Genomic DNA, 20,277 nt, shown 5'->3' with positions numbered 1-20,277 from the left:
AGTGTCCGATTATTTGTTTTTGGTCACGAGCGCCATGAGTTGCGCCTCGGTCGCCAGCGACCCCCGCACGTATGCCCGTGCGTCCATCTTGACGATCCCGCGCCGGATCGGCTCCGAGAGCCGCAGCTCGAACTGGAGCGTATCCCCCGGCACCACTTTTTGCCGGTATTTCACTCCGTCGATCGTCATGAAGTAGGTCGAGTAATTTTCCGGATCCGGCACGGTGCTCAAGGCCAGAATCCCGCCGCACTGGGCCATCGCTTCGACGATCAAAACCCCCGGCATCACCGGTTCGTCCGGGAAGTGCCCTACGAAGAATGGCTCGTTCATCGTCACGTTCTTGATCCCCACCACCGACTCTTCGGTGATGTGGATGATTTTGTCCACCAACAGGAACGGCGGCCGGTGCGGCAACATCGCTTTGATCTGATTGATGTCGTACAGCGGTTCGATGTTCGGGTTGTATTTGAAGGTCGGTTTATCTGCGTCGCGTTTGATGTGTTTCCGCAGCAGTTTGGCGAACTCCGTATTGGCTTTGTGTCCCGGCCGCGTGGCGAAAATCCGCCCCTTGAGCCTGATCCCCACCAATGCCAGGTCGCCCAGCAGATCCAGCAGTTTGTGACGGGCGATTTCGTTGTCGAAGTGCAGGTCGAGGTTGTTGAGATACCCCTGCCGATCCGCCGAAATCCCCTCGCGTCCGAACAGTTTGCCGATCTGCGCCGCCTTGTCCGCCGAAACGGGTTGTTCGACGATGACGATGGCGTTGTCCAAGTCCCCTCCGCGAATCAGATTGTTCTGAATCAGCGGTTCGATTTCGTGCAGGAAAACGAATGTCCGGCTCGGCGCTACCACTTCCGCAAAGTCTTCGTTTTCAGCAAACACGGCGTATTGCTGTCCCACCACTTTGGAGCCGAAATCGACGTTCACCACCGCCGAAAATGTATCGTCCGGGTAAGCGATAATCTCTGTCGTATTATTCTCTCCGGAGCTGAGGACGGTTTTTTCCGAAATTTCGTAGTATTTCCGGTTCTGTGCCTGTTCCACGATCCCCGCCTGGCGAATGAGTTTCACCCACGGCATCGCCGAACCGTCTGCGATCGGCACCTCGCCGCCGTCCACCTCCACCAGGGCGTTGTCCACGCCGCATCCCCACAAAGCCGCCATCAGGTGTTCGACCGTCGAAACGGTCGCCTCGCCCTTCTTCAACACCGTGCTGCGCGAAGTCTGGGCCACGTTTTCCGCCACCGCGTCGATCGCCGGCCGCCCGTCGAGGTCCGTCCGGCAGAATTTGATTCCGTGTCCTTCCGCCGCCGGCAGTATCGTCAGGTTTACGGTCGCGCCCGTATGCAATCCTTTGCCGGAGAAAGAGCAGGCTCCCGCGAGCGTTTGTTGTTTTTCCGTCATCGTTTTCGGTTCGTTTATTGCGGGCAAAGATAGAAAAATTCTCGTATATTCTACTTGTCGGTCTGTCGTTCGCCCGGCGGTTCGCCGCTTTGTCGAAAATGATTAACTTTGTCGTTCAAATGGCTACACCTCCAAACAGACACCCGGCCGATCGGGCCGGTCGCACTGCGCGCGCGACGGCTCCGCAGCGCTCTTCTCAGGCGACGAAACGGGGGCCGGGAACGGTTCCTCCCGCTCCGCCGCGTCGGGTTCCGCCCGGCGGCGGACGGCGCGAGCGGATGGCGCTGCCGTTCGATCCGCGTCGGCGCAGGACGGATGCGGGCGAATGGGTCTATCGTCACCGGGTCGGACTGCTGGTGACGGTGGTGCTCTATCTGATTGCGGCCATCCTGTTCGTCTCCTATAAAATCATCGTGCTCGAAAATCCGACGACTACGATGTATATCGACCTGGTCGATCCGAACGAGCCGGAGGAACCGAAACCGGAATTGGAAGAGCCGAAACCGGAGCCGATTCGTCGGTTGGAGGCGAATTACGAACCGGTTTCGAATCGCATATCGGATCAGAATGCGAAGATGGACGCTTCGTTGCGGGATGACCGGGGGACGCGGGTGGATCAGTTGATGGAGGAGGCGGAGCGGGTGCAGCGGGAGTTGGAGGCGGGTCAGCAGGCTTTCCGGTCGGGGATGGACGAGTTGGCCGAGATGTCGAAACGGAGCCGGATGCCGAAATCGTCTTCGTCGCAGGTCAAGCTGGAGGGCGGGTCTGAACGGAAGACGGTGAAGGTGCAGGGGAATGTGACGGTGTCGTATAATTTGGCGGGTCGGTATGCGACTTATCTGCATGTGCCAGCTTATCAGTGTCGCGAAGGGGGGACGGTGGTGGTCGGGATTACGGTGAACCGGGAGGGCGAGGTGACGAGTGCTGCGGTGGAGCAGGCTTCGCCGGGAGATTGCATCGCGGAACGGGCGGTGCAGGCGGCTCGGGCATCGCGATTCAATGCGGATGCCAGTGCGGCGGATCGACAGCGGGGGACGATTACTTATGTCTTCGTCGCGCAGTAGATTGGGTTGTGGCCGGGCCGAGATTGCTTGTCCTGCGGCGGGTCTGCGGTTTTGTAGGGTAGATCCGGCCAGCGCATCCCTTCAGGGATGCGCTCTAAAGTTTTTCTGGTTTTCGCTAACTGCGCTGCGCTTGTTTTCCTCCTTGCCGCTTACCATCCGTAAATGGCCTCAGAATTCGCTGGCAGCGTCGGCGCGCGAAAAGAGAATAGGGTAGAGGCTGCCAATTGTTAGGGTAGCTCCAGCCCCTTGCCTCCCGCGGGCCCGCGGCGTTTATTCCGAGAGGCACCGCAACTGAAAACCGTGGCCGCGGCTGTCGGAGTAATTCGGGTTTAGATACTGTGCGTGAAAACTTAGATGCAGGCCGTTAGGGTTATTGATCCCGGACGCCCAACTGAAACCATTGTTGCATACTCCGCCAGTTATACCTTCCCAGCCAGCCCGCCCGAAATCGCGGTAGCCCGGGGCGGTGCCGAATAGTATTCGAATTGCGAATCTAAAAGAAAATAGGCCTAAGCCCGGGTTCTAAGTCCCCAATCGGTTCCGTCGAAAGCCCTCAGCCCCGTTTATTCCGAGAGGCAACGCAACTGAAAAGCGTAGTCGCGATAACCCTTATTGCAAGGCCGGAGCCATGTCGTGTGGAAATTCAAATGCGCGCCTTGCGTCTCATCGGGCGCCGAAGACCAACTGTAGCCCCCGTAAGCGACATAACGCAGTCGGCCCATCTCTTTCTCATTGCCTGAAGCGCGGAAGCCCGGGGCGCGGACGAACCTCCGGAGCCCGCCCGCTCATTCCGACATAATCCCAAAATACGATTTTATACTTATCCTCCCTTCGGACTCCCGAACAGAAAAAAGCGTACCTTTGACGCGATTTTTTATCCGTCTCATTCTAAAATCGACATACAGTGGATATTTTCGAACGAATCAAAAAGGATGCGGGTGGGCCCATCGGCCAGTACCAGAAACTGAGCCACGGCTACTACTCTTTCCCGAAACTCGAAGGGCCCATCGGCCCGCGGATGGTCTTCCGCGGCAAGATGATGCTCAACTGGAGCCTCAACAACTACCTCGGGCTGGCCAACCACCCCGAAGTGATGGCCGCCGACGCCGAAGCCGCACGCGAATTCGGGATGGCCGCTCCGATGGGCGCCCGGATGATGAGCGGGCAGACCAAATACCACGAAGAACTCGAACGGCGGCTGGCCGCTTTCGTCGGCAAACCCGACGCCTTCCTGCTCAACTTCGGTTACCAGGGAATGGTCTCGATCATCGACTGTCTGGCTACGGCTAAGGACGTGATCGTTTACGACTCCGAAGCGCACGCCTGTATTATCGACGGCCTCCTGATTCACAAGGCAAAGGGCGGAAAGCGGTTCGTGTACCACCATAACGACATGGAAAAGTGCCGGTTGATGCTCGGTCGGGCGACCAAACTGGCGCAACAGCAGGGCGGCGGCGTGCTGCTGATTACCGAAGGCGTTTTCGGGATGAAAGGCGACCTGGGCAAACTGGACGAGATCGTCGCCATGAAGAAAGATTTCGACTTCCGGATTCTGGTCGACGATGCGCACGGGTTGGGAACCATGGGGAAAACCGGAGCCGGGACGCCGGAACACTTCGGCGTGTCGGATCAGATCGACGTCCACTTCGGTACCTTCGCCAAATCGTTTGCCGGCATCGGAGCTTTCGTGGCGTCGGATCCGGATATCGTCAATTTCCTGCGCTACAACATGCGGTCGCAGCTCTACGCCAAATCGCTGCCGATGCCGATGGTCAAGGGGGCGATGAAACGTCTCGACCTGATTCAGGAGCATCCGGAATACCGCGAAAAACTGTGGACCATCGTGCGGGCGTTGCAGAAAGGATTCGTAGACGCCGGGTTCGATATCGGGGTGACGCAGTCGCCGGTGACGCCGGTCTATATGAAGGGCGGTGTAGAGGATGCCACTAATATCGTGGTGGACTTGCGCGAAAACCACAACCTCTTCTGCTCGGTGGTGGTCTATCCGGTGATTCCGAAGGGCGAAATTATTCTCCGTATCATTCCGACGGCGGTGCACACGCTGGAGGATGTGGAATATACGCTGAATGCCTTCAAAGCTTGCCGCAGCAAGTTGGAATCGGGCGAATACCACAAACCGATTCAGAATATGGCGGATCCGATGTAATTCGGAAGATGCGAGTCTGGCGACAGACTGCCATAAAAATAGAGAAGTCCTTCCTTGCGATCGTATCGTGGGGAAGGACTTCTCTTTATGGGGGATAGGATAGAACCGGCTCTGTTATTTCTTGTAATAGCGATCCAACAGCTCGTGGGCCGCCGCGAACGAACTGATCCGGTCTTCCAAAACCCGTTGCTCGTACTCGCCCAGCAACGGCTCGATGGCCGGAGACTTATAGAAATGATCCCGCAGCTCCGCGTCGATCGTCTCGTACATCCAATATTTTGCCTGCCGGCTCCGGTTCCGGTCGAAATAGCCGTTGGCCCGGGTGAACTTCAGGTAATCTTCGATTCCGCTCCACAGCTCCGTCACCCCACGCCCTTCGGTCGAAGAGAGGGTGTAGACCCGCGGCTTCCAGCCCGATTCCGGCATCGGGAACAGCGACAGGGCGTTCTGGAACTGACGCCGTGCCAACTCGGCCCGTTGCACATTGTCGCCGTCCGCTTTGTTGATCGCCACCAGGTCGGCCATCTCCATAATGCCCCGCTTGATGCCCTGCAATTCGTCCCCCGCTCCCGAAATCTGGATCAGCAGAAAGAGGTCTACCATCGAGTGCACGGCCGTTTCCGACTGTCCGACCCCGACCGTTTCGATGAAAATCACATCGAACCCCGCCGCTTCGCACAGAATCACGCTCTCCCGCGTCTTCCGCGCCACCCCGCCCAGCGACCCCGCCGACGGCGACGGACGAATGAACGCCGACGGATTGTGCACCAGCGTCTCCATCCGCGTCTTGTCCCCCAGCACCGACCCTTTCGTCCGTTCCGAACTCGGATCGATCGCCAGCACGGCCAGCTTGTGTCCCAGTCCCGTCACCCGACCGCCCATTGCTTCGATAAAGGTCGACTTTCCGGCGCCCGGCACCCCCGTAATGCCGATCCGCACCGACCGCCCCGAATGAGGCAGGCACCGCTCGATAATCTCCTGCGCCAATACATGATGCTCCGGCAACAGGCTCTCGGTCAGCGTGATCGCCTGGCTGAGTAGCGTCGTATTGCCCGCCAGAATCCCCTCCACGTATTCATCCGCCGACAGCCGATGCCGCCGGGGCCGCTTGTAATGCGGATTGACCGCAGGCGGCTGCTCGATGCCCGATGCCACCGCCAGCGCGCTGTCGCTGAAAGTCTCTTTATGGTGTTCTTCGTAATGCTCCACGTTCGGTTCGATTTAGATAACAACAAAGTTAAAAATAATTTGACACGGTGGAGGCTGCCGGTTATTTGGGGTATCTTTCGGGTAGAAGCGGTTGGTTCTTGGGGTAGAGGTAGGGTAGACCCGGCCAGTATTCGAGTGCCGAGCGGCACCGTTTATTCCGAGAGGCAACGCAACAGAAAACCGTAGCCACGGTAATTCGCGTTGCTGGGATAGAGCCATGATACGTGGAAATTCAAGTTCATGCCTTGGGTGCCACTGGGCACCGATGCAGACCAGACCGTACCCTCGCCGCCGACGTTTCTTGCTATGCCCTCCCAGTCCGTGCGGCCGTAGTCGCGGTAGCCCGGGGCGGGGGTCTCCCGGCCCTCGGTTCGTCGAAGGTGAAAAATGCCGTTCGGCGGGCGCGCCCTACGTTCCAAAAAAGTTTATTACCTTTGCGAATTAACGGATACGACCACCCCATCTTTCCTATGAGATACCTGAGGATCACCCTTCTGCTCCTGACAGCCGTTGCTGCGCTGGCTTCGTGCAGCCAGATGAACAGACTGCTCAAGAGCAAGGATACCGAAAAGATATACCAGGCCGGTATCGATGCCTATCGCCACAAAAAGTACCGGCAGGCCGCCGATTATTTCGAAGCCGCGTACAACGACCTGTACAGCACCGATCGGGCCGACACGTTGCTGTTCTACACCTCCAAAGCATACTACATGCAGGGGCTCTACGAACTGGCGGCCGAAGGGTTCGACCAGTATCGCAAGAACTTCAGCCGGAGGCCGTTCGCCGAAGAGGCCGAATATCTCCTGCCGATGTGCTATTATCACCTCTCGCGGCCGGCCGAACGCGACCAGGCGGAGACCCACAAGGCGATCACCACCTTCAACGAATACCTCAACCGCCATCCCGAGAGTATCAAAGCCGAGGATATCCGGATGATGCTCGAAGAGTTGCAACAGAAACTCTACGAAAAGGCTTTCATCAACGCATCGCTGTACTTCAAACTGCAACGTTATCCGGCATCGGTCGCCGCTCTGCGCTACTCGCTCAAGGAGATGCCCGAAACGCCGTACCGCGAACAGATGATGTACCTGATCTGCCAGTCGTGGTACAACTATGCCAAGAACAGCGTCCCGGCGCGGAAACTGGATCGGTATATGAAGATGGTCGACTCGTACTACAACTTCCGGAGCGAATATCCCGAGAGCGCGGCAGCCTTGCGGAGCCTCAACCGGATGTTCCGCGACGCGAAAGCCTATGTCGACCAGAACCAGCAGGCTGCGGTCGATATCGAAAAGAACCGCATTGATGCCGAGAGCCTCAAGGCTGAAATTCGGGTGCAGAAAGAGAAACTCCGCACCATCACCGACCAGTTGGAGCGCGATGCGGCCAAACGGAAGTTGCGGGCCGACGAGGCGCTGCTCAAAGAGCAGCAGCGGCGGATCAAGGCCGAGGCCAAACAGTTGAAAAAGAACGACACCCGGCTGCGCAAGCGCGAGAAGAAGGGGGCCGTTGCCGAGGAGGCGGCAGAGGAGGAAAAGATATGGGTGGAGACGGAGAAGTAGAGCACACGCGATAATTTTCGGATTCGGACACAGAATTTACAAGCAGACATATGGAAATCAAAGGACAGCAGATACCGACCAATACGGTGACCCGTACCCTCAGCGAACTGGATGCGGCCACGGGGAATATTTATGAGACGGTGAACGTCATCGCGCGGCGGGCCAACCAGATCAACAGCGAATTGAAACAGGAGCTGGCGTCTAAGTTGTCGGAATTTTCGTTCGCCACGGACAATCTGGAAGAGACCTTCGAGAACCGCGAACAGATCGAAGTTTCGCGGCATTACGAACGTTTGCCGAAACCGACCCTGATCGCCGTCGAAGAGTACCTCGAAGGGGAGGTCGCTTTTCGGGAACGGAATCCGCAGGCGGCGGAAAAATAGTCGCTTGGCGGGACGAGCAGAACCCCTCGTACGCATTTTAATCCACAGAGACAAGGCATGTCATTGAAAGGGAGACATATCCTGTTGGGAGTTACCGGAAGCATAGCCGCTTATAAGGCGGCTATGCTTATACGCGCCTTGGTCAAAGAAGGGGCCGAAGTGCGGGTCGTGATGACTCCGGCCGCGCGGGATTTTATTACGCCGCTGACCCTGGCCACCTTGTGCCGGCACCCGGTGCTCGTCGATAACTTCGACCCGACCAATGGAGCGTGGAACTCCCATATCTCCTTGGGCGAGTGGGCGGATCACTACCTGATCGCTCCGGCCACCGCCAATACGCTGGCGAAGATGGCCGCAGGAATTGCCGACGGGCTGCTGTTGTGTTCCTATCTGTCGGCGCGGTGTCCGGTGAGCGTGGCGCCGGCGATGGATCTGGACATGTACCGGCATCCGGCCACGCAGGCCAATTTGGCCTTGCTTCGGGCGCGGGACGGTGTGGGGATTGTCGAACCGGGCGACGGGGAGCTCGCCAGCGGCCTCGTCGGCAAGGGACGGATGGCGGAACCGGAGGAGATCATCGACTATCTGCGCGCCGTTTTTTCCGAAAGAGATGCTTTGTTGCAGGGGAAGAAAATATTGGTCACCGCCGGGGCGACGGTCGAACCGATCGATCCGGTTCGGTTCGTCAGCAACTATTCCACCGGGAAGATGGGGTACGCCATCGCCGAGGCGCTGGCTGCGCGGGGGGCCGAGGTGACCTTGGTGAGCGGACAGGCGACCGCGACTTTGTCGCGGGGGTATCGGAATATCGCCGTAGTCACCGCTTTGTCCGCTGCGGAGATGTACGAGGCTTGCCGGCAGTGCTTTCCGGAGATGGACGGGGCGGTTTTTTGCGCCGCCGTGGCCGATTACACACCCGCGGCTCCGTGGACCGAGAAGTATAAACACTCGGCTGCGGAGCCGTTCGTCCTCACGCTGAAACCCACCCGGGATATCGCTGCCGAGATGGGGCGGCTGAAACGGGACGGGCAGGTGACCATCGGGTTTGCGCTGGAGACTTCGGCCACAGAGTCGGGGGCTTATGCGAGACATAAACTCGAGACTAAGAATCTGGACGCCATCGTGCTCAACTCGTTGCGCGATGCGGGGGCCGGGTTCGGAACCGATACCAACCGGGTGACGATCATCGACCGGAATCCGGCCGTGGCGGAGACGGCTATCCCCTTGAAATCCAAAACGGAAGTGGCGGGAGATATTGCGGACTATATGACGCGGAAATTCGCGGAAATATGCTGAAACATCTGAACATAGAAAACTACGCCATTATCGGCCATCTCGACATCGACTTTCACCCGGGGTTGAACATCATCACCGGGGAGACGGGGGCCGGGAAATCTATCCTTTTGGGGGCGTTGTCTTTGCTGGGAGGAGCGAGAGCCGATGCCGCCATGATCCGGGACGGCGAGAACTCCTGCGTGATCGAAGGCGAGTTCGACGTGGCGCCGTATAAGGAGGATCTCTTGCCGGTTTTCGAAGAGAACGACCTGGATTGGGAAGAGGTGATTACCGTGCGGCGGATGATTACCGCTGCGGGGAAGAGCCGGGCGTTTATTTCCGATACGCCGGTGAATTTGAGCGCTTTGCGGGCTGTGGCCGACAGGCTGGTGGATATCCATTCCCAGCATCAGACGTTGTTGTTGGCTGGGACGGGGTTTCAGACCCATCTGGTGGATGCCGTGGCGGGACACCTGCCGCTCGTGGCTTCGTACACCGGGCATTTCCGGCATCTCAATGCCTTGAAAACCGAGCTCAATAAGGTGGTGGCGGCGAACGAGGCTGCGGCGAAAGAGCGGGACTATTTGCAGTACCAGCTGGAACAGCTGTTGGCCCTGAAGTTGAAGCCGGGCGAGGTGGCGCAGTTGGAAGAGGAGCAGAACCTGCTGACCTATGCCGAGGAGATTGCTCAGGGACTGGATTTTTGCGTCGGGATGCTGACGGCGGACGACGGGCCGCTCGAAGGGGGGATTACGATCGGAGCGCGGGCTATGCAGCAGACTTTAAGCAAATTGGCGGGGCGTTATCCGGCGGCCGGAGAGTTGGCAGCGCGGATGGAGAGCGCATATCTCGAACTGAAGGATATGGCCGAAGAGTGCGAACGGCGGCGCGACGAAGTGCAGATCGATCCGGAACGGCTGGCGGTGGTGAGCCAGCGGCTGGACGATATCTATACCTTGTGTCGGAAACACCGGATCGACGAGGCGAATGCCGAGGCGGAGCTGTTGCGGTTGCAGCAGGAGCTGGATGTGCAGTTACAGGAGTTCGATGCGGCCGAGGAGCGGATGGGGGAACTCAGGCAGCAGATTGCAGCCTTGGAGACTACGGCTATCGAGGAGGCGGGGCGGGTGACGGAAGGGCGGCGGAAAGCGGCTCCGAAGATCGAAAAACACGTGACCAAGACTTTGAGTGAGTTGGGGATTAAAGGGGCTACGTTCGAGGTGCGGATTGTTCCGGCCAAGAACGGTTTGACGGTTACCGGAGCGGATGACGTGGCGATGCTCTTCAGCGGGAATGCCGGGAGTGCGCCGCAACCGATCGAGCAGGTGGCTTCGGGGGGCGAGATGTCGCGAGTGATGCTGGCTCTCAAGGGGTTGGTGGCGAAGAGTATGCGGATGCCGACCATCGTATTCGACGAGATCGACACCGGCGTTTCGGGTTCGGTGGCGGATAAAATGGGGGCGATCATTGCCGGGATGGGAGATTCGATGCAGGTGTTGAATATCACCCACCTGCCGCAGGTGGCGTCAAAGGGCGAGCACCATTATTATGTATATAAGGAGGCCTCGAAAGGGGGTGGTGACGCTGCTGCGGGAGGGACGCATATTCGTTTGCTGACCCCTGAGGAGCGTGTGGAACATATTGCCGCGATGTTGAGCGGCAGTGCCGTGACCGAGGCGGCCAGGACACAGGCGCGGGAGTTGTTGGGGCGGGGATAGCGGGAGACTTTGGGATTTATGTGCGGACAGAGAATGGGGTAGAGGCTACCAGTTGAAATGCGTAGCATTTCTCGTCCGGCCAGCGCGCGGGCAAAGAACTGGGCGAGGGGTTGGGCCGAAGCTACCCATTCCGAGTGCCGGGAGGCACCGCCCGCCCGGCGTAAGGGCAGTACCCTCCCGTAGGTACAGCCGCGCGCCACGCCTTGAGAGGGAAATCGTCAAAACTCGCTTGTGTGTTTTGACAAGATTTCCCCAGGCGCGCGAAAACGCGGCGTAGCCGCAGTGCGGCTGACACGGGGCGGAGAACTGGAGCGAGTTTTGGGGCGCGAGCGAATAGCTAAGTCCCCGTGACAACGGTCGGCCCGCAGCCCCCGGATGCGGAGGGCCGAAATACTCCGCTTTCGCTCCGTCTTCGTTCTCCGCTGGCTGCGGCCGAAAACGCATTTTGCAGAATGGGGCGGTGCTTTGGGTGAAGCTTCTGCAACTCGACGGAGCTTGTTGTGCCTCCGCTGGCAGCGAACAGCTAAGACTGAGAGCGAGTAGCGCGATTCCGGAAGGAATCGCCGTCCTCGGCAAGGGCGACGCTTTAGCGGCGCGAGGGGGCGCGCCGAGGACGAATCTCGCAAAACGGAGGCGGTGAATGGGGCGTTGTAGTTGCGACTCGCAGAGTCGCGCGGGCCGGCCGCCTGCCCACGGGCGGCCCGCAACACGCCGCTCGCGCGCCGAGAATTGCGGCACCTCCCGGGCGTCCGTCCGCACAAAGTTCGGCTACGTGGGGCAGCTCCAGCCCCTTGTCCACCGCGGGCTCGCGGCACCGTTTATTCCGAGAGGCAACGCAACGGAAAACTGCTGGCACGGGTTCCCGCGCTGCTGGGATTGAGCCACGTCATGGTGAGACGCAAGTGCAGGCCATTGGTACCGCTGACCGTGGCACCCCAGCTGTAACCGCCGTCGCCGACGCCGCTCAATGCGCCCGTATCCCGATAGCGGTAGCCCGGGGCAGGATTTCCGGCGTTGCAAAAAAACGGCCGACAGACCACCGGATACGAAAAAAACCGAGTAAACCCACATTCAGAAAAACGACATGAACCGATATCCGATACGGGCAGCCAAATACGCCCTCTATTTAATTGTTCTCTTTTTTGTGCTCTTTGCCCTGATGCGTGCACTCGGGTATGGGGCAGCCTCGTTAAACATCTTGTGGACCACCTCGCGAGGGTGGCTCTTTTTGGGTGTCGTCGTGGTATTCGCCTTGTTGTACCCCTTCTTCGGCTTTACCCGGCGACGGCTTACGTTTAACGCCGCCTCGCGGGTGGAAGATGTGGAGCGTGTGATGGCCCAGTGCGGTTTTCGTCGGATCGAAGCCGATACCCATGGAGCCGACGATCTACTCTTTGTCGCCGCTTGGACCGGGAAGAAAGTGACGATGATGTGGGAAGACCGCATCGAGATTACGACCGATGCCAACGGGATTTCTTATATCGAAGGGAATCGGAAAGAGGCCGTGCGAGCAGCTTTTCGCTTGGGGACATTTATTGCATAACAGGCTTTTATGAAATTGTTTCGGCAAATAAGATTGCTCTCCCTGCTGACAGGGATCGGTTGTGCGATGTTATCGGCCGCTCAGGCCGCACCGAAGAAGCAGCCGGCACCGCTGCAGAATACGGCGGATAGTGCCACGGTCGCCGCCCAGCGGCGCGACCTGGAGATCGGACGGTCGATGGAGACCTTCTTCAATATCTTCCGCGAAGTCAATCTCTATTACGTCGACACCACCTCGCCGAAGAAGATCGTAAAGACCGCCGCCGATGCCATGCTGGAGGGGCTCGATCCTTACACCGAATACCTGCCGGCCGAGGAGATGGCCGATTTCGAGACTATGACCACCGGGAAATACGCCGGATTGGGCGCCTTGATCCGGAAATCCAGCGACGGGCGGTGGGTCGAGATCGCCGAGCCTTATCGCGGGACGCCGTCCGATCGGGCGGGATTGAAAGCCGGTGACCGGATATTGTCCGTCGACGGCGTCGATATGGCCGGTCGGGAAGTCGCCTTCGCCAGCGACCGGATGCGGGGCAAGGCAGGGACGGTGGCGACCTTGGTGATTGCGCCGATCGCCGATACGACCGTGACCCGGACGGTGCGGGTTAAGCGCGAGCGGATTGCCATACCGGCCGTGCCGTATTACGGCTGGGTTTCCGACAGCGTCGGGAGGGACTCCGTGGGGTATATCCGGCTGAACAGCTTTACCGATAAGTGCGCGGACGAAGTGCGGACGGCCCTGAACGCGCTTCAGCAGCAGAGCGGAGGAGCGATGCGGGGGCTGGTGCTCGATTTGCGCGGCAATACCGGCGGGATTCTGGGCGAAGCGGTGAAGATCGTCGGATTTTTCGTCCCCCGGAATACCGTCGTCGTGACGACCCGCGGGCGGATGCCCCAGATGAACTCCACCTACCGGACGGTCGGCGAACCGATTGCCCCCACCGTGCCGTTGGCTGTGCTGATCGACCGCTCGTCGGCTTCGGCCAGCGAGATCGTCGCCGGCGCGTTGCAGGACTTGGATCGCGCAGTGGTGATCGGCCAGCGGAGCTTCGGCAAAGGGCTCGTGCAGTCCACCCGGCCGGTCGGCGAGAACGGATACGTCAAACTCACCTCGGCGAAATACTACACCCCGAGCGGGCGGTGTATCCAGGCACTCGATTACAGCCACCGGAACGAAGACGGGAGCGTGGGGGCCATACCTGACTCGCTGATCGCCTCGTTCCGCACGGCCGGAGGCCGGACGGTCTATGACGGAGGCGGGATTATGCCCGACGTGAGGCTCGCGGCCGAATACCTCGGCAAGTTTACCGCCATTTTGATCGGCTTGGGATATGTGGACGATTTTGCCAACCGGTATGCGGTGACCCATGCCCCGGCGGCGGATTTCGCGGTCGACGATGCGACCTATGCCGCTTTCTGCGACTTTATGGACGACAAACCCATCGCCTTCGAGTCGGGTACCGAGCGCCTGCTGAAGCAGTTGCGCCGGATGGCCGAGCGGGAGAAATATGCCGATCGGATTGCGCCGCAGCTCGATACCCTCGCCGTGAAGATACGCGAAGACAAACGGACAGAATTGCAGGTTTTCGGGCCTGAGATTCGCGAGGCGCTGGGAGATGCCGTGGCCACCCGGTGGTTTTATGACGCCGGACGGATCGCCCGACAGCTGCGGCGCGACAAAGTCGTCTGGCGGGCGGCGGAGCTGCTGCTCGACAAGCCGGCATACACACGCATCGTCACGATGCAGGACACGGAGAAAAAATAACACGACATACGCACATGGAATACGATTTCAGAGAAATCGAACGCAAATGGCAACGGCGGTGGGCCGAAGCGGGAACGTACCGGGTCGCCGTCGACTCTTCGCGACCGAAATACTACGTCCTCGACATGTTCCCCTATCCGTCGGGAGCGGGGCTGCATGTGGGGCATCCGCTGGGATACATTGCATCGGACATCTACAGCCGGTACAAGCGGCAAAAAGGGTTCAACGTGCTGCACCCGATGGGCTACGACGCTTTTGGATTACCGGCCGAGCAGTATGCCATCCAGACCGGCCAGCACCCGGCGGTGACCACCGAACAGAATATTGCCCGATATCGCGAACAGCTGGACAAGATCGGTTTCGGTTTCGACTGGGAGCGCGAAGTGCGGACTTGTGATCCCGGGTACTACAAATGGACGCAGTGGGCTTTCGAGAAGATGTACGACTCCTATTACTGCAACGACACGCAGCAGGCGCGGCCCATTGCGGAGCTGGAAGAGGCGTTCGGCAAGTATGGAAACGAGGGGCTGAATGCCGCGTGCGGCCGGGAGTTGCGGTTTACGGCCGAAGAGTGGAACGCCTATTCGCCGAAGGAGAAATCGGATGTGCTGATGAACTACCGGCTGGCCTTCCAGGCCGATACCGTGGTGAACTGGTGCGAGGGGCTGGGAACCGTATTGGCCAACGACGAAGTGAAGGACGGGCTCTCGGTGCGGGGGGGATTTCCGGTGGAGCAGAAGCGGATGCGGCAGTGGCTCCTGCGGGTGACCGCTTATGCCGAACGGCTGCTGGCCGGGCTCGACGGACTGGAGTGGAGCGAATCGCTCAAAGAGATTCAGCGCAACTGGATCGGGCGGTCGACCGGCGCGACCATGTACTTCCCGATCAAAGGCTTTGCGACTACGGGTCCCGAGGCTAAATTATTGGAGATTTTCACCACCCGGGCCGATACGGTTTTCGGCGTGACCTTCATGGTCTTGGCGCCGGAGCACGCATATATCCGGGAGATTACTACGCCGGAGCAGCGGGAGGCGGTGGAGGCGTATATCGCGGAGACCAAGAAGCGGAGCGAACGCGAACGGATGGCCGACACCCGTCGGGTGAGCGGGGTGTTTACCGGGGCGTATGCGGTGAATCCGTTCAACGGCGTCGAGATTCCGATCTGGGTGAGCGACTATGTGCTGGCCGGATATGGGACGGGTGCCATTATGGCCGTTCCGGCGCATGACTCTCGGGACTGGGCCTTTGCCAAACATTTTGATCTGCCGATCATTCCGATCATCGAGTGCGATGTGACCGCGGGCTCTTATGACGCCAAGGAGGGACGGCTCATCAACTCGGATTTTCTCACCGGACTCGATGTCAAGGAGGCCATTCCGGCCATGTTCGCCGAAATCGAGCGAAGGGGTGTGGGCTGTAAGAAGGTGAATTACCGGTTGAGGGACGCCATTTTCAGCCGGCAGCGGTATTGGGGCGAGCCGTTCCCCGTTTCGTATGACTCGGAGGGCATTCCCCGGCTCGTGCCGGAGGCGGAGCTGCCGCTCGTGCTGCCCGAGACCGATAACTTTACCCCGACCGCGGACGGGCGGCCGCCGCTGGCCCGCATCGACGGGTGGCATTACGAGACCAGCACCATGCCGGGGTTTGCGGGGTCGAGTGCTTACTACCTGCGCTATATGGATCCGAAGAACGACACCGCGCTGGTTTCGAAAGAGGCCAATGACTATTGGCGGAGCGTGGATTTGTATGTCGGGGGGATCGAGCACGCTACCGGACACCTGATCTACTCGCGCTTCTGGAACAAATTCCTGTATGACCTGGGGTATGTATGCGAGGACGAACCCTTCAAAAAGCTCGTCAACCAGGGGATGATCCAGGGGCGGTCGAACTTCGTCTACCGCATCAAGGGAACCAACCGCTTCGTCAGCTTGGGTCTCAAGGAGCAGTACGATACGCAGGAGATCCATGTGGACGTCAACATCGTGAAGAACGACGTGCTCGACATCGACGCCTTCCGGGCTTGGCGGCCGGAATTTGCGGATGCTGAATTCGTGCTCGAACCGGACGGGCGGTACGTGTGCGGATGGGCCGTCGAGAAGATGAGCAAATCGATGTACAACGTGGTTAATCCGGACTTTATCGTCGATACGTATGGAGCCGACACCCTGCGGATGTACGAGATGTTCCTCGGGCCGCTGGAGCAGTCGAAACCTTGGGATACCAACGGGATCGACGGCGTGCACAAATTTCTGAAACGGCTGTGGCGGCTCGTCGAGGGAGTCGCCGATGCCCCGGCGACCGATGCCGAACGCAAAACCCTGCATAAAGCCATCAAAAAGGTCGGAGAAGACATCGAAAACTTCTCGTTCAACACCGCCGTGAGCGCCTTTATGATCTGCCTCAACGAGCTGTGCGACCGGAAGACCTCCTCGCGGGAGATACTCGAACCGCTCGTGGCGCTCGTGGCTCCGTTTGCACCGCATATTGCCGAAGAGCTGTGGCATGGGCCGCTCGGACATGCCGCCGACGAGTCGGTTTGCGATGCCCCTTATCCGGAGTGCGACGAAAAATACCTCGTCGAATCGACTTTCGAATATCCCGTGTCGTTCAACGGCAAGACCCGGTTCAAACGCACCTTCGACCGCTCTTCGACGCCGGACGAGATCACGGCCGCCATTCAGGCAGACGAACAGACCGCCAAATACACCGACGGGCGGCCCATTCGGAAAGTGATCGTCGTGCCCGGCAAGATCATAAACGTCGTATGTTGATCCATCCATCAAGAAGCAGATTGAACCCATGAAACTCTCTCTGTCGAAACCCCGAATCACCGCGGCCGACGTGAAACGCGAAGTACGGGCCTATTTGATTATGATCTTCGGGCTGTTGCTCTATTCGTTCGCCTGGACAGCCCTGCTCGTGCCCGCCGAAGTGGCCGGCGGAGGCGTCGGCGGGGTCGGCGCGCTGGTTTTCTACGCCACCGGCATTCCGCTCGGGGTGACCTATATGGTCGTGAACGTATTCCTGCTCGCCTTCGGCTTCTGGATCCTCGGGCCGCGGTTCGGCGCCAAAACCATCTTCGGCGTGCTCTTCAACTCCGCCGCCCTCACCTTGTTACAGGAGGTGCTGCCGCCCGACCTCATGGGGCTGGCCAATGATAAACTCCTCTCCGCGATTCTCGGGGGGGGGATTGCCGGAGCCGGCGTCGGCCTTTGTTTCTCGGTCGGCGGCTCAACCGGCGGGACCGATATTCTGGCCATGATCATCAACAAATACCGGAACGTCAGCCTCGGGAAACTCATCATGCTCATGGACGTGGTCATTGTCGGCAGCGCGTATATCGTGCTGCGGGATTTGCCGGCCGTCGTTTACGGGTATGTCACCATGTTCACCATGGGGACGGCCGTCGATTGGGTGCTGTCGGGGAGCAAATCTTCGTCACAGATCATGGTCTTCTCGCAGAAATACGCCGAAATTGCCGAACGCATTATGCGCGATGTCAACCGCGGCGTGACGATTCTTGACGCCACCGGAGCCTACTCCAAATCCCCCCAGAAAGTCGTGATGGTGATTTGCCGCCGCGGCGAAGCCAGCGACATCTACCGCATCATCAAAGAGACCGATCCGAAAGCCTTCATTACTCAGGCCAGCGTCATGGGCGTATTCGGCGAAGGATTCGACGCTCTGAAAACCAAATAGAACCTCCACAAGCGCGATGGCCCAGACCCAAACACCCTCCTTTCGTCTGATCTTCCGTAAGATCTTCCGTCGACATCCTCTGGTCGTCGTCTTTCTTTTTCTGCTCTGCGTCATCTTCGTGCTCGGCATTTTGCTCGCCATCCGGCGCTGTTCCGGGCCCTCGAACGGCTACGGCGGCGAGACGGACGGCACACTCGTTGCCAGTGCGCGTTTCGACTCCATCGTCATGCGCTCTCAAAGCAAAGTCTACGGCCTGCCCATCGAAGCCTTCGAAGTCCAGACCGGCGAGATCGAAAGCGGAGAGACCTTCTCGCGGCTGCTTAATCAGCGTTACAACGTCAATATCGCGGTCGTCAATCGCCTCCTCGCCCTTTCCAAGGGGCGTTTCGAGCCCCGCGATATCCGGGCCGGACGCACCTACACCGCTTTTCTGACGCCGGATAGCGCCCAGACCTTGTGCTACCTGGTGTACGAGCGGAACCAGACCGACTACGTTACTTTCTCCTTGTGCGACAGCATCTACGTGCGGGTGGACAAGAAAGAGGTCGTCACCGAAGAGCGTTATGCCGAAGGGACGATCAGCAGTTCGCTGTACGCCACCATTTACGAGAACAACCTGCCGGTAGTGCTCGGCGAACGGATGGCGAAAATCTACCAGTCAGTGATCGACTTCTTCGCCTTGCAGAAAGGAGACAAGTTCCGCGTCTTGTACGAAGAGCAGTTTATCGACACCGCCAGCGTCGGCGTGGGGACGATCTACGGCGTGGAGTTCGTTCATGCCGGGAAGAGCTATTGGGCCTGCCGGTTCAATCAGGACGACGAGTGGGGCTATTGGGACGACAAGGGCGTCAACCTGAAGCAGGCCATGCTGAAGGCCCCGCTGAGCTTCAGCGCGCGGATCACCTCCCGTTTCGGCTCCCGGATTCATCCGATCAAGCGGATTCGGCGACAGCATAACGGCGTGGACTATGCTTGTCCGGTGGGGACTCCGGTGCATGCCGTGGCGAGCGGCGTGGTGACCCGACGAGGCTGGGATCCGTTCGGCGGCGGTTGGCGCATATGGATCAAACACGCGGGGGGATACGAGTCGGCCTATCTGCACTTGAGCCGTTTCGCCGTGCAGCAGGGGCAGCGGGTTTCGCAGGGACAGGTGATCGGTTATTCGGGAAACTCCGGCGGTTCGACCGGCCCGCACCTCGACTACCGGTTGAAAAAGAACGGCAAGTATATCAATCCGCTGACCAACACCTCGCAACCCAGCACGCCGATTCGGTCGGGCAACAAGGCCGCTTTCGAACAGGCGAAGCGAGATGTGCGGAAAGTGATGGACGCTTATGCAGCAAAAAAATAAAGAGTCGGCTTTGTCGGTCGTCGACGCCCGGATCGTCCGTTTCGTGGGACGCCATCGGGTGATGACGCTGGCCACTGCCGACGCTTCGGCAGGGGGCGAATTGTGGTGTTGCAATCTCTTTTATGCTTATCTGGCCCCCGGCACGCTCGGTTTTGCGGGCGGGGCTTTCGTCTTTACCTCTCCGACCGAGACGCGGCATGCCGCTCAGTTTACGGCTCACGGCCGGGTGGCAGCTTCTGTCGTCCTGGAATCGAAAGTCGTAGGGCGGTTGCAGGGGCTTCAGCTTCAGGGTACGGTGCATCGGGCGGACAGCTCTGCCGAATGGTTGTCGGCGGCGCGCAGCGGCTATCTGAAACGGTTTCCGTTTGCGGCGCCGATGTTGAGCGATTTGTGGCTGTTGGAAGTTTCGAATATGAAGTATACCGACAACACTTTGGGTTTCGGAACCAAGTTGTTTTGGCCGGAACGGTGATTCGGTTACTGTTCCGAAAGCTGGGGTAGAGGCTGCCAGTGGAAATGCGTAAGCATTTCCCGTCCACGGGACGTGGGGCCCGCGCGGCCCGAGCGCAGTACCCTCCTGTTGGCGAAGCCGCGCGCCGTCGCCTAAAGAAGCGATTCAATCATTTCGGCGGTGAGCCGAAATAGAATGAATCGCGCAAGGCGCGCGAAAAAAGAACGACGTGCGAAAAAACTTGACCCCACCCACGAAAAATCCGTCGCCCGCCTAAAGAGGGCATATTCTGCCGGTTGGCACTTGGCCAATCCGGCAAGAATTGCCGCGGGCGACCAAAGGCGGCGGGCGATAGCGGAGCCGTAGTGAGGCGGACACGAGGCGGAGAATCGGGCGGTGAGTTGGGCTGTGCTTTTTTGCCGAGCTTTGGGCCGAGAGCGAGTAGCACGATTCGCAGAATCGCCGTCCTCGGCGCGGGCGACGCTTTAGCGGCGCGAGGGGGGCGCGCCGAGGACGAACCTCATAGCGCAGAGGAAGAGGCCGTGCTTTTGCGGTTCTTCGAACCGCCGGGCCTGCGGCGGGGCATCTTCGATGCCCGGGCCGGACGCCGCAGCCCGAACCCGACAGAATTGGGGCGGCGAACTGGGCCGAGCTTTTGCGACTCGGAGAGTCGCGCAGTTCGCCACC

16 protein-coding genes are annotated in these 20,277 nt (G+C 59.4%); 12 read left to right on the top strand and 4 right to left on the bottom strand.

Translation table 11 applies throughout. The features are described from left to right. Window positions 1–9: 9 nt before the first annotated feature. On the bottom strand, window positions 10–1,404 hold the full coding sequence (locus QZ302_RS01400) for a bifunctional UDP-3-O-[3-hydroxymyristoyl] N-acetylglucosamine deacetylase/3-hydroxyacyl-ACP dehydratase (protein WP_294591651.1): 1,395 nt from the start codon (window positions 1,402–1,404) through the stop codon (window positions 10–12). Window positions 1,405–1,523: 119 nt separating this feature from the next. On the opposite strand from QZ302_RS01400, the gene QZ302_RS01395 reads away from it, so the two are divergent. Further along, window positions 1,524–2,468 (top strand): energy transducer TonB, encoded by a 945-nt coding sequence (locus QZ302_RS01395; RefSeq protein WP_294591649.1) that lies wholly within the window; start codon window positions 1,524–1,526, stop codon window positions 2,466–2,468. A 563-nt stretch (window positions 2,469–3,031) separates the two neighbouring features. Here QZ302_RS01395 and QZ302_RS01390 read toward each other — a convergent pair. Continuing rightward, a complete protein-coding gene (locus QZ302_RS01390; RefSeq protein WP_294591646.1) occupies window positions 3,032–3,190 on the bottom strand; it encodes a hypothetical protein in 159 nt (52 codons plus the stop codon). A gap of 182 nt (window positions 3,191–3,372) precedes the next feature. Between QZ302_RS01390 and QZ302_RS01385 the strand changes: the two genes are divergently transcribed. After that, window positions 3,373–4,635, top strand: a complete 1,263-nt coding sequence (locus QZ302_RS01385; protein WP_294591643.1) for a pyridoxal phosphate-dependent aminotransferase family protein — start codon at window positions 3,373–3,375, stop codon at window positions 4,633–4,635. Between the two features lie 114 nt (window positions 4,636–4,749). Here the strand turns inward: QZ302_RS01385 and meaB are convergent, their stop codons facing one another. Next, complete coding sequence (meaB, locus tag QZ302_RS01380; protein WP_294591641.1) at window positions 4,750–5,844, bottom strand: methylmalonyl Co-A mutase-associated GTPase MeaB; 1,095 nt, start codon at window positions 5,842–5,844, stop codon at window positions 4,750–4,752. Between the two features lie 470 nt (window positions 5,845–6,314). On the opposite strand from meaB, the gene bamD reads away from it, so the two are divergent. Genes bamD through recN form a run of 4 tightly spaced genes read left to right on the top strand, consistent with a single transcriptional unit; the run spans window position 6,315 to window position 10,782 of the window. Further along, window positions 6,315–7,406 carry an outer membrane protein assembly factor BamD gene (gene bamD / locus QZ302_RS01375; RefSeq protein WP_294591639.1) on the top strand — a complete coding sequence of 364 codons (1,092 nt, stop codon included), beginning with the start codon at window positions 6,315–6,317 and terminating at the stop codon, window positions 7,404–7,406. 50 nt (window positions 7,407–7,456) lie between these two features. Continuing rightward, window positions 7,457–7,789, top strand: coding sequence for a DNA-directed RNA polymerase subunit omega (locus QZ302_RS01370; protein WP_294591637.1), 333 nt, complete (start codon window positions 7,457–7,459; stop codon window positions 7,787–7,789). 57 nt (window positions 7,790–7,846) lie between these two features. Continuing rightward, entirely contained in the window at window positions 7,847–9,085 is a 1,239-nt protein-coding gene (gene coaBC, locus QZ302_RS01365; protein ID WP_294591635.1) for a bifunctional phosphopantothenoylcysteine decarboxylase/phosphopantothenate--cysteine ligase CoaBC, read from the top strand. Further along, entirely contained in the window at window positions 9,079–10,782 is a 1,704-nt protein-coding gene (gene recN, locus QZ302_RS01360) for a DNA repair protein RecN (protein ID WP_294591632.1), read from the top strand. Before coaBC ends, recN begins: the two co-directional genes overlap by 7 nt. Before the next feature lie 818 nt (window positions 10,783–11,600). Here recN and QZ302_RS01355 read toward each other — a convergent pair. Further along, window positions 11,601–11,750 (bottom strand): hypothetical protein, encoded by a 150-nt coding sequence (locus QZ302_RS01355; RefSeq protein ID WP_294591630.1) that lies wholly within the window; start codon window positions 11,748–11,750, stop codon window positions 11,601–11,603. Between the two features lie 116 nt (window positions 11,751–11,866). Between QZ302_RS01355 and QZ302_RS01350 the strand changes: the two genes are divergently transcribed. From QZ302_RS01350 to QZ302_RS01325, 6 genes are all read left to right on the top strand, one after another. Next, complete coding sequence (locus QZ302_RS01350; RefSeq protein ID WP_294591628.1) at window positions 11,867–12,325, top strand: hypothetical protein; 459 nt, start codon at window positions 11,867–11,869, stop codon at window positions 12,323–12,325. A gap of 66 nt (window positions 12,326–12,391) precedes the next feature. Next, entirely contained in the window at window positions 12,392–14,089 is a 1,698-nt protein-coding gene (locus tag QZ302_RS01345) for a S41 family peptidase (protein WP_294591626.1), read from the top strand. Window positions 14,090–14,103: 14 nt separating this feature from the next. Then, on the top strand, window positions 14,104–16,860 hold the full coding sequence (gene leuS / locus QZ302_RS01340) for a leucine--tRNA ligase (RefSeq protein WP_294591624.1): 2,757 nt from the start codon (window positions 14,104–14,106) through the stop codon (window positions 16,858–16,860). 28 nt (window positions 16,861–16,888) lie between these two features. After that, entirely contained in the window at window positions 16,889–17,788 is a 900-nt protein-coding gene (locus tag QZ302_RS01335) for a YitT family protein (protein ID WP_294591622.1), read from the top strand. Between the two features lie 16 nt (window positions 17,789–17,804). After that, window positions 17,805–19,139 carry a M23 family metallopeptidase gene (locus tag QZ302_RS01330; protein ID WP_294591620.1) on the top strand — a complete coding sequence of 445 codons (1,335 nt, stop codon included), beginning with the start codon at window positions 17,805–17,807 and terminating at the stop codon, window positions 19,137–19,139. After that, entirely contained in the window at window positions 19,123–19,611 is a 489-nt protein-coding gene (locus QZ302_RS01325) for a pyridoxamine 5'-phosphate oxidase family protein (protein ID WP_294591618.1), read from the top strand. Before QZ302_RS01330 ends, QZ302_RS01325 begins: the two co-directional genes overlap by 17 nt. The last annotated feature ends 666 nt before the right edge of the window (window positions 19,612–20,277 follow it).

The sequence above is a fragment of the uncultured Rikenella sp. genome, assembly GCF_910579375.1.
Classification (GTDB): Bacteria; Bacteroidota; Bacteroidia; order Bacteroidales; family Rikenellaceae; genus Rikenella.
Note: the sequence above shows the minus strand (reverse complement) of the source record. Positions and strands in the feature narration are given on the sequence as shown.

Bases quoted from the DNA above. Each gene is read 5' to 3' on its own strand.
- QZ302_RS01400 (WP_294591651.1), bottom strand. From the start codon at position 1,404: ATGACGGAAAAACAACAAACGCTCGCGGGAGCCTGCTCTTTCTCCGGC.
- QZ302_RS01395 (WP_294591649.1), top strand. From the start codon at position 1,524: ATGGCTACACCTCCAAACAGACACCCGGCCGATCGGGCCGGTCGCACT.
- QZ302_RS01390 (WP_294591646.1), bottom strand. From the start codon at position 3,190: ATGGGCCGACTGCGTTATGTCGCTTACGGGGGCTACAGTTGGTCTTCG.
- bamD (WP_294591639.1), top strand. From the start codon at position 6,315: ATGAGATACCTGAGGATCACCCTTCTGCTCCTGACAGCCGTTGCTGCG.
- QZ302_RS01370 (WP_294591637.1), top strand. From the start codon at position 7,457: ATGGAAATCAAAGGACAGCAGATACCGACCAATACGGTGACCCGTACC.
- coaBC (WP_294591635.1), top strand. From the start codon at position 7,847: ATGTCATTGAAAGGGAGACATATCCTGTTGGGAGTTACCGGAAGCATA.
- recN (WP_294591632.1), top strand. From the start codon at position 9,079: ATGCTGAAACATCTGAACATAGAAAACTACGCCATTATCGGCCATCTC.
- QZ302_RS01350 (WP_294591628.1), top strand. From the start codon at position 11,867: ATGAACCGATATCCGATACGGGCAGCCAAATACGCCCTCTATTTAATT.
- QZ302_RS01345 (WP_294591626.1), top strand. From the start codon at position 12,392: ATGTTATCGGCCGCTCAGGCCGCACCGAAGAAGCAGCCGGCACCGCTG.
- leuS (WP_294591624.1), top strand. From the start codon at position 14,104: ATGGAATACGATTTCAGAGAAATCGAACGCAAATGGCAACGGCGGTGG.
- QZ302_RS01335 (WP_294591622.1), top strand. From the start codon at position 16,889: ATGAAACTCTCTCTGTCGAAACCCCGAATCACCGCGGCCGACGTGAAA.
- QZ302_RS01330 (WP_294591620.1), top strand. From the start codon at position 17,805: ATGGCCCAGACCCAAACACCCTCCTTTCGTCTGATCTTCCGTAAGATC.
- QZ302_RS01325 (WP_294591618.1), top strand. From the start codon at position 19,123: ATGCAGCAAAAAAATAAAGAGTCGGCTTTGTCGGTCGTCGACGCCCGG.